The sequence below is a fragment of the Pseudomonas helmanticensis genome, from assembly GCF_900182985.1.
Classification (GTDB): Bacteria; Pseudomonadota; Gammaproteobacteria; order Pseudomonadales; family Pseudomonadaceae; genus Aquipseudomonas; species Aquipseudomonas helmanticensis.
In genome coordinates this window covers 1,179,765-1,194,545 of sequence record NZ_FXUY01000002.1, presented here as the reverse complement: position 1 = coordinate 1,194,545, position 14,781 = coordinate 1,179,765, and the positions used below count along the sequence as shown (strand labels likewise).

At 58.8% G+C, this 14,781-nt stretch carries 13 protein-coding genes; 9 read left to right on the top strand and 4 right to left on the bottom strand.

What is annotated here, in order from left to right; genetic code table 11:
* Positions 1-215: 215 nt before the first annotated feature.
* From QOL84_RS28155 to QOL84_RS28140, 4 genes are all read left to right on the top strand, one after another.
* A complete protein-coding gene (locus tag QOL84_RS28155) occupies positions 216-1,637 on the top strand; it encodes an amino acid permease (RefSeq protein WP_283439338.1) in 1,422 nt (473 codons plus the stop codon).
* Between the two features lie 187 nt (positions 1,638-1,824).
* Complete coding sequence (locus QOL84_RS28150) at positions 1,825-3,309, top strand: glucosyltransferase domain-containing protein (protein ID WP_283439337.1); 1,485 nt, start codon at positions 1,825-1,827, stop codon at positions 3,307-3,309.
* A gap of 117 nt (positions 3,310-3,426) precedes the next feature.
* Positions 3,427-3,789 (top strand): GtrA family protein, encoded by a 363-nt coding sequence (locus tag QOL84_RS28145; RefSeq protein WP_283439336.1) that lies wholly within the window; start codon positions 3,427-3,429, stop codon positions 3,787-3,789.
* Positions 3,786-5,450 carry a glycosyltransferase family 39 protein gene (locus QOL84_RS28140; protein WP_283439335.1) on the top strand — a complete coding sequence of 555 codons (1,665 nt, stop codon included), beginning with the start codon at positions 3,786-3,788 and terminating at the stop codon, positions 5,448-5,450. Before QOL84_RS28145 ends, QOL84_RS28140 begins: the two co-directional genes overlap by 4 nt.
* Here QOL84_RS28140 and QOL84_RS28135 read toward each other — a convergent pair.
* Together QOL84_RS28135 and QOL84_RS28130 are read right to left on the bottom strand one after the other, a co-directional pair.
* Entirely contained in the window at positions 5,359-6,978 is a 1,620-nt protein-coding gene (locus QOL84_RS28135) for an FMN-binding glutamate synthase family protein (protein WP_283439334.1), read from the bottom strand. The genes QOL84_RS28140 and QOL84_RS28135 overlap by 92 nt on opposite strands.
* Positions 6,979-7,190: 212 nt before the next feature.
* On the bottom strand, positions 7,191-7,991 hold the full coding sequence (locus QOL84_RS28130) for a helix-turn-helix transcriptional regulator (protein ID WP_129395346.1): 801 nt from the start codon (positions 7,989-7,991) through the stop codon (positions 7,191-7,193).
* Between the two features lie 125 nt (positions 7,992-8,116).
* Between QOL84_RS28130 and QOL84_RS28125 the strand changes: the two genes are divergently transcribed.
* From QOL84_RS28125 to QOL84_RS28105, 5 genes are all read left to right on the top strand, one after another.
* Positions 8,117-8,938 (top strand): carbon-nitrogen hydrolase family protein, encoded by an 822-nt coding sequence (locus QOL84_RS28125; protein WP_283439333.1) that lies wholly within the window; start codon positions 8,117-8,119, stop codon positions 8,936-8,938.
* A gap of 332 nt (positions 8,939-9,270) precedes the next feature.
* The gene (locus QOL84_RS28120; protein ID WP_283439332.1) at positions 9,271-10,596 is read left to right on the top strand and encodes an APC family permease; all 1,326 of its coding nucleotides are present in this window, start codon (positions 9,271-9,273) and stop codon (positions 10,594-10,596) included.
* 77 nt (positions 10,597-10,673) lie between these two features.
* A complete protein-coding gene (locus QOL84_RS28115) occupies positions 10,674-11,108 on the top strand; it encodes an NUDIX hydrolase (RefSeq protein WP_283439331.1) in 435 nt (144 codons plus the stop codon).
* A 23-nt stretch (positions 11,109-11,131) separates the two neighbouring features.
* Positions 11,132-11,770, top strand: coding sequence for a LysE family translocator (locus QOL84_RS28110; protein WP_283439330.1), 639 nt, complete (start codon positions 11,132-11,134; stop codon positions 11,768-11,770).
* 2 nt (positions 11,771-11,772) lie between these two features.
* Complete coding sequence (locus tag QOL84_RS28105; protein WP_283439329.1) at positions 11,773-12,321, top strand: GNAT family N-acetyltransferase; 549 nt, start codon at positions 11,773-11,775, stop codon at positions 12,319-12,321.
* Here QOL84_RS28105 and QOL84_RS28100 read toward each other — a convergent pair whose 3' ends face one another.
* Positions 12,322-13,572: an Ig-like domain-containing protein gene (locus QOL84_RS28100; protein ID WP_283439328.1), complete on the bottom strand. Its 1,251-nt coding sequence runs from the start codon at positions 13,570-13,572 to the stop codon at positions 12,322-12,324.
* Positions 13,573-13,723: 151 nt separating this feature from the next.
* The gene (gene metR, locus QOL84_RS28095; protein ID WP_129395340.1) at positions 13,724-14,641 is read right to left on the bottom strand and encodes a transcriptional regulator MetR; all 918 of its coding nucleotides are present in this window, start codon (positions 14,639-14,641) and stop codon (positions 13,724-13,726) included.
* Positions 14,642-14,781 lie beyond the last annotated feature (140 nt).

Below are 14,781 nucleotides of genomic sequence, written 5' to 3'. Positions count from 1 at the left end.
CTTTTGCCGAGAGTTGTCGCTGAATGTTGTGGTTTATAGAGTGAAAACTCCTGCCCAAGGCTTTTTATACTGCACGCCCCGCTGATCTTGCAGGTTTTGTCCTACAAGACGCGTTTGCCCACGAGGCAGGCGCGGTTTCACGGCAGCCAAGGCTTATCGGCCGACGCTTCGATACTCGGTGGTCATATCCAATAACAAGACGAGGTTGCACCCCCATGCCAGTCGGCAATCACCTGCCTCACGGCGAAACCGCTCAGGGCGGTCCGCTCAAACGCGAACTCGGCGAACGGCATATTCGCCTGATGGCGCTCGGCGCCTGTATCGGTGTCGGTCTGTTTCTAGGCTCGGCCAAGGCCATCGAAATGGCCGGCCCGGCGATCATGATTTCCTACATTCTTGGCGGTCTGGCGATCCTGGTGATCATGCGCGCCCTCGGCGAGATGGCCGTGCACAATCCGGTCGCTGGCTCGTTCAGCCGTTACGCACAAGATTATCTCGGGCCTTTGGCCGGCTTCCTCACCGGCTGGAACTACTGGTTCCTGTGGCTGGTGACCTGCGTCGCGGAAATCACCGCAGTGGCGGTGTACATGGGCATCTGGTTCCCCGATGTGCCGCGCTGGATCTGGGCCCTCGCGGCGCTGGTCAGCATGGGCTCGATCAACCTGATCGCGGTGAAAGCCTTCGGTGAATTCGAATTCTGGTTCGCTCTGATCAAGATCGTCACCATCATCGCCATGGTCATCGGCGGCGTCGGCATCATCGCCTTCGGTTTCGGCAACGACGGCGTGGCGCTGGGGATTTCCAATCTGTGGGCCCACGGCGGCTTCATGCCCAACGGCGTGCAGGGTGTGCTGATGTCGCTGCAGATGGTCATGTTCGCCTACCTCGGTGTCGAGATGATCGGTCTGACTGCCGGTGAAGCGAAGAACCCGCAGAAAACCATTCCCAACGCGATCGGCTCGGTGTTCTGGCGCATTCTGCTGTTCTATGTCGGCGCGCTGTTCGTGATTCTGTCGATCTACCCGTGGAACGAAATCGGCACTCAAGGCAGCCCGTTCGTGATGACTTTCGAGCGTCTGGGCATCAAGACCGCTGCCGGTATCATCAACTTCGTGGTGATCACCGCCGCGCTGTCGTCGTGCAACGGCGGCATTTTCAGCACCGGGCGCATGCTTTACAGCCTGGCGCAAAACGGTCAGGCGCCGGCCGGTTTTGCCAAGACCTCGAACAACGGTGTGCCGCGTCGTGCGCTGCTGCTGTCGATCGCCGCGTTGCTGCTGGGCGTTCTGCTCAACTATCTGGTACCGGAAAAAGTCTTCGTCTGGGTCACCTCGATTGCAACGTTCGGCGCGATCTGGACCTGGGTGATGATCCTGCTGGCACAACTGAAATTCCGCAAAGGCCTGAGCGCCAGCGAACGTGCCGGCCTCCAATACAAGATGTGGCTGTACCCGGTCAGTTCGTACTTTGCGCTGGCATTTCTGGTACTGGTGGTCGGCCTGATGGCGTACTTCCCGGACACCCGTGTGGCGCTGTATGTGGGGCCTGCGTTCCTGGTGCTGCTGACGGTGTTGTTCTACGTGTTCAAGCTGCAACCGACCAACGTTGCGCACGGTGCGACGGGTTCGGCTTCCTGATCCATAACGCCTGAAAAGCAAAAGATCGCAACCAGCGGCAGCTCCTACAGGGAATCGCATCCCAATGCAGGAGCTGCCGCAGGCTGCGATCTTTTGACATTTACCACCGGTCTGAAAGACCGATACAAAACAATTTCTCAGGTTCAAATCGGTATCACTTCGCGCAGCAGTGAACAGAGGCGCACCGATGAGGATCAGCGATTTTGTCGTGCGCGAACTCGGCCGGCGTCAGGTGCTGCTGTTCTTTCTGCTCGCGACCGCGCTTTACGTCCTGCCGCTGATCCTTGCCGACTTCGCCTATATCGACGACAACTGGCGCGCCCTCGCGGCGGGTAATGCCTGGGCCGGACAGGGTCGTCTGTTCGCCGACTGGTTGTATCAACTGCTGACATTCACCGGCGCCGCGCCCAACATCTTTCCCCTGCCGTTATTGCTCGCCACCGTGGCCACCAGCCTGGCGCTGACACGCCTGACGTTTCACTACTTCCGTGAACCGACCCTGGCCGCTTGTCTGCTGCCGTTGCCGCTCTGGTACAACCCTTTTCTGCTGCAGAACCTCTCCTATCAGTACGACGGCCCGAACATGGCCCTGAGTCTGGTGGCGATGATCTACGCCATCACCTTTGTCGGTGCCTCTCGGGTGCAGCGCTGGCTGGTGCCGGCAGCGTTGATTGCACTGGCCGTCGGGCTGTATCAGATCAGCCTTAATGTATTTCTCGGTTTGTGTTGTGTGGAGTTGCTCAGGGCTGTGCAACAACGAACTCCCTGTGCTGACGTCTGGCGAATGCTCGCTGGAAAAGTGGCGCAACTGACCCTCGGCGTTATGATCTATGGCATCACCGCATACCCGTTCATGACCCATCAACGGCAAGCCGATTTGCTCGATTGGAGCGCGCATCCTCTGCTGCAGATCGCGATCAACCTGGGGCGAATACTGGAAAAACTCGCGCTGTTGTTTCACGGAGGCTACAGCTGGATATTCGCGGCGCTGATGCTGTGCGCACTGGTCGGTCTGGTCGGCGTGGCACGGCAAGCACAAGCATGGCGACATGTGCTTTCAGCTTCAGTGTGTCTGGCGTTGATCGCACTGTTGGTACCCGGCATCACGCTGCTGTTCCGCGATTTCAACGAAGGCGCGCGGACGCTGATGGGCTTCGGCGTACTGCTGGTTGTGCTGTTCTACCTGGCCAATTTTGCATTGGCGCAACATCACCGCCGATTGCCTTTGCTGCTGATCATCCCGCTGCTGGCAACGCTAACGCTTTCCTTCGCCTACGGCCGAGTGTTGACGCTGCAGAAAACCTTCGCGACGGCAGCCCTGTACAGCCTGGGGCACGATATCGGCGGTGATCGTGAGTTGCGTGAGGCCAAGCGTATTTACCTGTCGATCAATTACTCCGATCGCTGGCTGGCGAGTGCCGAGGGCTCGTTCAGGCAATTGCCGGTTTTGCGTTACCTGCTGAACGTCGACTACTACATGCTCGCGGAAAACCTGCCCTCTGTCGGCATCACCAACGTGGTCGCCGAACGCGAGCGACGCAACGCCACCCATGTCGGTTACTTGGGGTATCCAGCGCGAGTAGAGAGCCTGTACTACCGCATTTATCTGATCGGCGATTACGCCTTCATCGTCATGAAAGAACCGCCGCATGGCAGGTTGTTGCAGTGGTGAAGGACGACGACCGCTCATCGTTTTCAGCCGCGCACCTGTAATTTATGACAGTAGACCGACCTTGCGTCATGCCCTAGCGTGACCCTTCGTCAAATACGGCGATGGCAAGGAACCGCGATGAAAGGATTCTCTGCGTTGACGGTGATCGGAATTGCCGATGGACTGATCCATTGGCAGCTGTTTTTTGTCCTGTGCACTGCCGTCGGGCTGACGCAGGCGGCGAGCAATTTTGCGGCGTTTTGCGTGGCGGCAGCCTTCTCTTTCTACGTGAACATGCTCTACACCTTCGAAAGCCGGACATCGGTGTTCGGCTATCTGCTGTTCATCCTGTTGATGGGCGGGTTGAGCTTCAGCATTGGCGCGATCGCCGATGCCTGGGACTTGCCGGGGTTGATGACCGTGGCAGTGTTCACGCTGATCAATCTGCTGCTGGGATACGGCTTCTTCAGGTTTGTACTGTTTCGCGGGCAAAAAGGATGAAGCCCTGGACGACGGCTGCGACTTTAAATCGATCGCTGGCGCCAGAGCAGGTTGATCGACTCGCTCTCGCAGCTGTTTTGCTCATTGCGCTATTCGTGCGGTTCTACGCCATTGCAGTGCCGGCAATCTGGTACGACGAAGCCTACAGCCTGTTGCTCGCACGCGAAGCACCCGCGCGAATCTGGGCGTTGACGGCGTTGGATGTACATCCGCCGCTCTACTACGTGCTACTGCATTACTGGATATTGTTGTGGGGCGATTCGCCGTTTGCGGTTAGAGCCTTGAGTGCACTGGCCGATGTCGGCACGTTGCTGCTGAGTATCAAGTTGATGAGCCTGATCTCCACACGCAGAGCGACGTGGATCGCTGCTGTGCTGTTGGCTTTTTTGCCAATCTCGGTGCGTTATAGCCAGGAAGCCAGGATGTATACCTTGGTCGGGTTCTGGCTGATGGCGGCGACCGTGGTGTTGGTGTGCTGGGTCAGAGCCCCGGAGCAAAAACGCTTTTCGCTTATTTACGTGTTGCTGATGGTTGCTGCGTTTTATACCCATTACTTCGCAGGACTGTGCGTGCTGGTGCACTGGTTGTTCTGGTGGCAGAGCCGGTCCTCCAACACTGCCGTTGCGATCCCGTGGGGGCATTGGACAGTCGCCAACCTTGTCATCGTGTTCTGGTATCTGCCCTGGATCCCGCCGCTCATCGAACAGCTTTCCATCACCAATAATTTGCAATGGATCCAGCCTGTCACGCTGCAAGATGGCTTGGCGCTGGTATGGCAATTCATCGTTCTGGGAGATTCGCGTCGCTCCCTTTGGCAGGTGATGCCGTTTGCGCTGATGCTGCTGTGTGCGGCAACAATCATTAGGAAACCGAGCGGCGAGCGTCGATTCAGTGTGTTGCTGGTCAGCTATTTTTTTGTCCCGGTGATCGCTCTTTATCTGATCAGCCTGGTTCTTCCATTGTTTGTGCCTCGGTACCTGGTTTTTTCGGCACCCGCGCTGGCGATGATGATTGCCGCAGCGTTGGATACCGGGGGGACACGGCGGGCGTTCCTGGCGATGATAGCGCTGATGCTTGTCGTAGCTGCGCAGTTGCATGGGCTGACAATGGTCTATCGGCAAACCGATGGATTGAATGGAACGGGCGCGCGCCAAAACACTGGACTGGCTTCATTGGTGGCGCAGTTGAATCAGAAAGCCCGTCCGGGGGACGAGATCATTATCGCCAGTGTGTTCTGGTTCTTGCCTTTCGCTTATTACAACACCACAGGCATTGAGCCAAAATACGAGATCCGCTCATCGATGGATGAGTTCTTGAGACTTACAAGTCGGGGAGCCTTGAGCCTGATCAATGATCCTGCCAAGAGCGCCTACATCGACGGCGTGACGGCGCTGGATTGTCGTAGCCAGAGGGTGTGGTGGGTAACCGATAAGTCTTTGTCGCAAGCCCGACCGCTATTTGCAAAGGACCGTGCTCCTTCGTTTGTATTCAACGGCGGGAATGTTTTCGCGTATCTGTTCAGTTCAGACGCAGTGCTGGCCCCAGGGGAGGCCAGCACGTCAGTTGCTTCTATGCCGTCACCAGATCATTCGGCTCAAAACTGTCCGCCCGCGCCATCTGCCACATCCGCGAATAGAACTCGCCATTCACCTCGCCAGTGAGCAACTCACCGGGTTTGAGGAACACATGCAGCTGCGAGAACAGTTTGATCTCGGTCGCCGACATGCGTCGCACCAGGTGCTTGGCCGACAGTTGCGATGGATGTTCAAGGCCTGCGGCGGCGAGCATTTCCGCCAGCGCCTTGAGGGTGCTGCGATGGAAGTTGAAGACGCGTTGCGCCTTGTCCGGCACGACCAGGGCACGTTGGCGCAAGGCGTCCTGGGTGGCGACGCCGGTCGGGCATTTGTTGGTGTGGCAAGACTGCGACTGAATGCAGCCGATGGCGAACATGAAACCGCGCGCGGAGTTGGCCCAGTCGGCGCCGATGGCCAGCACGCTGGCGATGTCGAAGGCGCTGACGATCTTGCCGCTGGCGCCGAGTTTGATCTTGTCGCGCAGGTTCAGGCCGACCAGAGTGTTATGCACGAACAGCAGGCCTTCGCGCATCGGTACACCGATGTGGTCGGTGAACTCCACCGGAGCGGCGCCGGTGCCGCCTTCCTTGCCGTCGACGACAATGAAGTCCGGAAGGATGCCGGTTTCCAGCATGGCTTTGGCGATGCCCATGAACTCCCACGGATGGCCGAGGCAGAACTTGAAACCCACCGGTTTGCCGCCGGACAGTTCGCGCAGTTGCTGGATGAAATGCATCATCTCGATCGGCGTGGAAAACGCGCTGTGACGTGAGGGCGACACGCAGTCTTCGCCCATCATGATGCCGCGTGTTTCAGCGATTTCTTTGGTGACTTTGTGCTTGGGCAGGATGCCGCCGTGGCCGGGTTTGGCGCCTTGGCTCATCTTGATTTCGATCATCCGCACTTGTGGATCCTGCGCCTGGGTGGCGAAGCGTTCCGGGTCGAAACGGCCGTCGCTGCTACGGCAACCGAAGTAACCGCTGCCCAGTTCCCAGGTCAGGTCGCCACCGTGTTCGCGATGATACGGGCTGATGCTGCCTTCGCCAGTGTCGTGGGCGAAGTTGCCGAGTTTCGCCCCCTGATTGAGTGCGCGAATGGCGTTGGCGCTGAGCGAGCCGAAGCTCATCGCCGAGATATTGAACAGCGATGCCGAGTACGGCTGTGTGCATTGCGGGCCGCCGACGGTGACGCGGAAACTGTTCGGATCGCTCAGCGGCGCCGGGCGCATCGAGTGACCGATGAATTCGAAACCGGCCTGGTAGACATCGATCAGCGTGCCAAACGGTTTGTCGGCGCTTTCGTTTTTCGCGCGCGAATAGACCAGCGAGCGCTGGGCGCGGGAGAAGGGCAGGGCGTCGCTGTCGGATTCGAGCAGGTACTGGCGAATTTCCGGGCGGATGCCTTCGACCAGGTAGCGGATGTTGCCGAGGATCGGGTAGTTGCGTCGCACTGCGTGCGGGCTCTGCATCAGGTCGAATACGCCGAGCAGGCTCAGCACACCGGTAACGGCGGTGATCGGCCAGAGCCAGTCATGTTCGAGGAAAGGCAGGCTGGCGAGGGTGAAAATCACGCAGACGGCAAAGAAGGCGTAGCGGCTCAGGAGTGACAGGCTCATACGGTTTCCTTGGTTCGGACTCAATGGATTGCAAACCTATTGGATGGGCCTTTGTGGCGAGGGTATTTATCCCCGTTGGGTTGCGAAGCAGCCCCAAAACCATCACGGCGATTCAACTGAAAGACCGCATGCACAGGTTTTACGACTGCTGCGCAGCCGGACGGGGATAAATCCCCTCGCCACAGGGAGATTCATCGACACAGGAAAGCGTGTCAGGCGTTTTGTGCCTGAAGAAAAATCGAAAACAGCTCGGACTGGGATTTGATCCCCAGCTTGCTGTACATGTGTTTCTTATGGACTTTCACGGTTTCTACGGAGATTTCCAGCTTACGGGCGATCTCTTTACTGGAGCAACCGCTGAGCATCAAACGCCCGACGTCCAGTTCCCGGGCGGTCAGTTGCGCGCCCTTGAGTTGCTGCACCGACGCTTCCAGTTGCACGCGCCAGTCTGGCTGCGCAGGTGTGGCGGCGAGCGCTACGGTTTCGTTGATTTCATAGGGTAGCCGCTGGCGTAACAGGCCGAGCACCCACGGCTGAATCAACGACAGCAGGGCAATCTGCTCAGCGCTGAAACGCTTTTCGCTGCCCAGTGACAGGCACAACGTGCGCTCACCTTCGAGCTGGCAATTGAACTGGATTTCGTCGGCCACCACATTCAGACGAAAGTATCGCTGGTAATACTCGGTCAGCTCGAAATGCTCCGGGGCAACCTCCGACAGGCGATACAAACCGGTGCGCGATTGCTCGCGGCAGGCAATGTAAAACGGGTCGAGCAGATACAAACCACGCAGATAATCCTGAAACAACTGGTCAGGACTGCCATCTTCACCGGGGCATTCGGCAAAGACTTGCGGGTGCTGATCGGCACTGAACAGCAACGCTACCCAGCTATCGAACGGCACGTACTGATCCAGCAGGCGCACCAGTTGCGCCCAGAAATTTGGCTTGTCGAGCGCGTCGATCAGTTGCCCGACGGCGCGGTGCCAAGTGATGTCGTCAAACGAGAGTGTCATGCAACTACCCCTATCGGGTTACCCCGGCCGCGTGATTCCCTGGCCGGCTGCTTGCTGCGCATACTGGCCCACAGACAGCCACCGGGCAATCTTTCAGCGCCCGACGCTCATAACAAGGAACTCCCATGAAAGTCGAACTCGCCCAACTGGCGGGCCGTGACAATGGCACGGCATACAACCTCGAACGCGCGCTGACGGCGATTGCCGCGTGTGCTGCCGACACACAATTGCTGGTGTTCCCGGAAACCCACCTGATGGGCTTCCCGAGCGCCGAGACTGTCGCGCAAACCGCCGAGCCAGTCGATGGGCCGACCGTCAGTGCGGTGCTGGCGGCCGCTCGCGAGCGCAACATTGCGGTGGTGATCGGCATGGCCGAGAACGACAACGGGCGCTTCTTCAACACCACGTTATTGATCACGCCTGAAGGCATCGCCCTGAAATACCGCAAGACGCATCTGTGGGCGTCGGATCGCGGTGTGTTCGAGGCCGGCGACCGTTACGCCACCTGCGAGTGGAACGGGGTGCGCGTCGGCCTGTTGATCTGCTACGACATCGAGTTCCCGGAAACCGCGCGTGCCCTGGCGCAACTGGGTGTCGAGTTGCTGATCGTGACCAACGGCAACATGGACCCGTACGGCCCGACGCACCGCACCGCGATCATGGCCCGCGCCCAGGAAAACCAGGCGTTTGCGCTGATGGTCAACCGCGTGGAAGCAGGCGATGACGGCTTGATGTTTGCCGGTGGCAGTGCGCTGGTGGATCCGCTCGGTTCGCTGCTGTTTGAAGCCGGACGTGAGCAAGGACAGTTCAGCGTCGAGCTGGATTTCACTCAGCTGGCCATTGCGCGCAAGGATTACCGTTATCTCGATGACCAGCGATTGAAGTTGCCGGGGCAGGTGGTGGAGCGCGGCGATGGTGTTCGCGAATTGTTGATTCCACACCGTTAACTGCCGCCCTCACCCTAACCCTCTCCCAGGGGGAGAGGGGACTGACCGAGTTGATTGTTCGAGGTACGCCGACCTGAAATACCGAGTCGAACTGAGGATTTGAAAGCGCAAATTCAAGGCCGAACCCAGGATTTGAAAACCCATGGAGATCTGCTCCCTTTCCCCCTCTACCCCTTGGGGGCGGTCCGACGTTTCGGGAGGGCTGGGGTGAGGGGGAGAAGATTTCAAGTCGAACAAAAAACTCAAGCAACACCAGAACAACAAAACAAACCCGAAACATTCGCCGAACTCGGCTCTGCCATAAATCCAATAAAATTCGGAGTAAGTCGCTCATGGCTCGTTTGCAACGCACCCTGTCATTAGGGTCGGTGGTGCTGTTCGGCATCGCCTACATGACGCCGATCATTGTCCTCGGCACCTTCGGCATTCTTGCGCAATCCACCGCTGGCATGGTGCCGGCCGCTTACCTGGCGGCACTGGTGGCAATGTTCTTTACCGCCATGAGCTACGGGCGCATGGCGGCCGCGTTCCCGGTCGCCGGCTCGGCTTACAGCTACGTGCGCAAGGCGATCAGCCCGAAACTCGGCTTCATCGCCGGTTGGGCGGTGCTGCTCGACTACCTGTTTCTGCCCATGGCGATCTGGCTGATCGGCGCTGCTTACCTGGCTTCGGCGTTCCCCTCGATTCCACAATGGATCTGGGTGCTGGCGTTCATCGGCATCACCAGCGCGATCAACATCGTCGGCCTGAAACTGGCCAACGGCATCAACGCCCTGTTGATGCTGGTGCAGTTCCTCGTACTGATCGCGTTCGTCGCGCTCTGCGTGCACTACATCGGCGGCGATGCGAGCACACCGCTGTGGTCGATCAAGCCGTTCTTCAACGGTGACATGCAAATGCCACTGATCATGAGCGGCGCGGCGATTGCCTGTTATTCATTCCTCGGTTTTGACGCGGTCAGCACGCTGACGGAAGAAACCCGCGATCCGCGCCGCACCATTCCCCGGGCAATCATGTTGATCACCTTGATCGGCGGATTGATCTTCGTCGGCGTGTCGTATTTTGTGCAGATCGCGCATCCGTCGTTCCAGTTCGACAGTGTCGACTCGGCGGCTTACGAGATTGCCCGCAACATCGGCGGTGATCTGTTCGTGTCGATTTTCCTCGTCGGTCTGATCGTCGGCCAATTCGCCTCCGGTCTGTCCGCCCAGGCCAGCGGTTCACGGCTGTTGTTCGCCATGGGCCGCGACGGGGTGTTACCGAAGTCGTTTTTCGGCACCCTGCACGCGCGTTTCGGCACGCCGGTCAACAGCATCCTGCTCTGCGCGGTGGTGGCGCTATTGGCGCTGAAACTCGATGTGACGACTTCTACTTCATTCATCAATTTCGGCGCGTTCCTCGCGTTCAGCCTGGTCAACCTGTCGGTGATCTTCCATTACTGGATCGCTGGCGAGAAAAAGGGCCCGCGTGAGCTGGTGCTGTTTTTGATCTTTCCGTTCATCGGTCTGGTCGCGGATTTGTGGCTGATGGTCAGCCTCGATCATCTGGCGGTCTATCTGGGGCTAAGCTGGCTGGCCATCGGCGTGGTGTATCTGGCGGTACTCACCGGCGGTTTCCGTCGCCAGCCGCCGGAAATGGATTTCCAGGAAGCGACCTGAGATCGTCGGCAACGGCTTTGCGCACAAACGGCAGGCATGTGATGCTTGCCGTTTTTGCGCCAAAGGCTTTCTCTGCCATGTCGACTTTTTCTACTCAAACGCCTGCCCTGATTCGCATCGCCGCAGCGCTGTTGCTTAACACTGACGGCCAGACCCTGTTGGTGCGCAAGCGCGGCACCACGGCGTTCATGCAGCCGGGCGGCAAGATCGAAGCGCACGAGTTACCGGTGCATGCGCTGGCACGTGAGCTGGAAGAGGAATTGGGTTTGCAGATCGATTCGGCGCAAGCGACGTTTCTCGGCCAGTTTTCCGCCCCCGCCGCCAACGAGCCGGGATTCGTTGTACAAGCAGAGATCTTCCAGCTGACCATCGACGCTGAGGTCACACCGGCAGCAGAAATCGAAGAGGTCATCTGGATCGATCCGGCCACTGATCCTGCGGTTGATCTGGCGCCATTGACACGCGACCTGATCCTGCCGTTTTATCGCCATTCGCTCACAGCAATTGCCTGATCATCCACGCAAGGGACTTTGCCATGATCCCGCTTCAAGACCTGCTGATTTTCGCCGCCGCCGCGTTGCTGATGGTACTGACACCGGGGCCGAACATGATCTATCTGATTTCACGTTCGATCTGCCAGGGACGCCGGGCCGGGGTGACATCCTTGTTGGGCGTGGTGGCGGGGTTCTTTGTGCATCTGTTTGCGGCGGCCGCCGGTCTGACTGCGGTTTTCCTCGCGGTGCCGATGGCTTATGAAGTGTTGAAGTGGGCCGGTGCGCTCTACCTGTTGTGGCTGGCCTGGCAAGCGGTAAAACCCGGCGCGCGGTCGCCGTTCGAAGCGCAACAACTGCCACCGGACTCGTCGCGCAAACTGATTACCATGGGCTTTCTCACCAGTGCGCTGAACCCGAAAATCGCGGTGTTCTATCTTTCGGTGTTTCCACAGTTCATCAGCCCTGAACACGGCTCGGTGTTCACCCAAAGCATCATCCTCGGCCTGACCCAGATCAGTGTCAGTTTCTGCGTCAACCTGTTGATCGCAGTGTTTGCGGCAGGCATTGCCTCCTGGTTCGTACGCTATCCGACGTGGCTGGCGGTACAGCGTTATTTCATGGGGTTCGTGCTGGGCGCACTGGCCGTGCGGCTGATGCTTGAGCAACGCAGGACGGCGTGAACATGTGGATCGAACGGCTGGACGCCAGTCACGCGCTGGCTTATCGAGAATTGATGCTCGAAGCTTACGACCGTCACCCGCAGGCGTTCACTTCCAGCGTGCGCGAGCGCGCGGCGATGCCGTTGAGCTGGTGGGAAGGGCGCCTGACCAGCAAGCTTGACGTGGTGCTCGGCGCTTTTGAAGGTGGCACGCTGGCCGGTATCGTCGGCCTTGCCTTTGAGCCGCGCGAGAAAGCCCGACATAAAGCCACCTTGTTCGGCATGTACGTCTCGGCCGACTTCCGCGAGCATGGCCTGGGATTCGAGCTGGTCCAGGCGGCACTCGCCGAAGCGCAGAAGCATCCTGCCTTGAAACTCATTCAATTGACGGTCACCGCCGGCAATGAGGCCGCCTTCAACCTCTATCAGCGCTGCGGGTTTATTCAGTTTGGTCTGGAACCTTTGGCCGTGAGGGTGGGCGAAGACTATTTCGACAAGATCCACATGTGGCGCGAGGTCAGCATGCAACAGAACAGGGACGAACCAATCGATCCGCCCTTGTCCGGCTGTTGATCAAGGGTATTCAAGGTCAGGCAATGGTCCGGTATAAACCGGCAGTTCGGGATCGGCCTCGGGCGCGCTCATGACGCCGCCTGCTTCAGTGTTCAATCGCACGACTTTTATGTTCCGTATACCGAAGTCGTTGCCGTGGCTGCCATCCTGGGAATTGGTGATGTACAGGCGTGCCACCTGTCGTTCGGTGATGGTGAAGGCATTCAGAAAAAGGTACCAGATGCCATTCTTGGGCACTTCACGGCGGTCACCAGGCGCCGTCGCCAGACTGGTCGCTGCGCACAGGATGGGGTTGATCAAGTGCGGATCTGGGCTGTCGGCAACATGGGTGCCTTCAAACGTGAATCGGTACTGTCCGGGGATGAACGAGAAGTCGCGATAGAGCACCGCCCCGGCAAAACCGGTCGGGGCGCCGACGTCGGTGAAGTTGAAAAACGCGGTCACCCATTGATTGCTCATGGGGAACTGGCGGATAGAGCCGGAGCGCGCGCCGGTATGGGTGATCCAGCCGTTATAGGCGGCATCGGCCAGCGACGTGTAGTGATCCTCCCATTCCCGCGGTTTTGTGTTGATGACGATAGAACCCGTCGCCGACACCTGGCTGTTGCCCAATTGATCGACGATCCGGGCATTTACTTGATGCGTGCCGTCACCGATCTCCTTGAGTTCAGCCGCGGTCAGGGTGTACGTGATCGGATTGGCTGGAAAAACATAGGGGATTGTTTTGCTCCAGGTCCCGACCGTCAGTCTCACGTCGTCATATTGGCGCGGGTAACTGCGGGTAAAAGTGAATGTGGGCAGCTGTGTCAGGCTGACACTGGGCGGATGGCTGACGGTGATTTCGCAAGCCGGGTAATGGAACAGCACGTTCAGCACCGGGGTCGAGTCGTTGTGATTTCCGCTGGGCCGGGTCACCCGGTAAAACAGCGTATTGGCGCCATCCACCAGCCATCCCCAAGGCAATTCCATTTCTATCCGGTCGTTCTCTTCGCCTTTCCTGATGTTCTTGATCACCGAGGTTTGCTTGCCGTTGGCCCACAATTCCACGGAGTCGCCGATGGCCAGTGTGGTCGCAAGCGTCGTCAGCGGATCAATCACCATGTACAGGCTGCTGGACGGCGAATGAATGCTAAGGGGAATGCCGCCGTGATGGGTTCCAGCCGGCAGCACGGGCGTCCTCCATCCCGGAATGAACATGGGCAGAAGCGCCAGCGCTTCGTTCGCCTGCGATGAATGGAGCGTGCTGTTCATCTTCTATCCTCGGGCCAAGGGTGCCGGAACCGGTTCGGGGCAGGCACCATCAGAGCGCGATAGCAGCGGTGTGTCACCTGTCAGACCTGACAGGTGAGGGTGGTTTCAAGACCAATGGTCATTCAGCACCTGCAGTGAACATTTTTGACACTCAGCGAACCGCGCTGACACCGTCCAGGGTCGAGAACGAGGTGTCCTTGGCGGTCAGGAGGAAATCGCGCATGTACGGCGCATCGAGCATGTCCGCACGAATCGCCGCGTACAGGGTGGCAAACAGGCCTTTCTCGCCGAGGCGCTTGGCCTTTACGTAACCACGCGAGCTGTACTCATGCAGCGCCCAGTGCGGCATGCCGCAGACGCCACGGCCGCTGGCAACCAGTTGCATCATCATCACCGTCAGCTCGGAAGTGCGTACCTGTGCAGGCTCGATGTCGGCCGGTTCAAGGAAACGGGTGAAGATGTCCAGGCGATCGCGTTCTACCGGGTAGGTGATCAGGGTTTCGCTGAGCAGGTCTTCGGGGACGATATACGGTTTGCTCGCCAATGCATGTTGATTGGCCACTGCGAGCATGGCTTCGTAGGTGAACAGCGGCACGTAGGTGATGCCGGCGATTTCCAGCGGATCGGAAGTCACCACTAGATCGAGATCGCCACGGGCGAGTGCCGGTAGCGGCGCGAAGGAAAACCCCGAGGCCAGATCGAGTTCGACTTCCGGCCACGCGTCGCGGAACTGGTCGATGGTCGGCATCAGCCACTGAAAGCAGCTGTGGCATTCGATGGCCATGTGCAGACGCCCGGCAGTGCCACCCGCCAGCCGGCTGATGTCACGTTCGGCGGCGCGCAGCAGCGGCAGTGTCGCGTCAGCCAGTTGCAGCAAACGCAACCCGGCGCTGGTGAAACGCACCGGTTTGGTTTTACGTACGAACAAGGGCATGCCCATGCGTTCCTCCAGTTCCTTGAACTGGTGGGACAGGGCCGATTGGGTCAGGTGCAGACGGTCGGCGGCGTCGACCAGGCTTTCGGCTTCGCGCAGGGCGTGCAGGGTTTTCAGATGACGGATTTCAAGCACTGCAGGCTCCATGAAACAAATTTGTGATAAGAGTGATTGCGGTGAGTTTGTCTCATGTTGGTGAAGCTGTCGACCAGCATGCCTTTCTTCGTGTCCGGGGGGTATGTCGGCGGAGCACCGGCGATGCTCCGCCGCTTTTA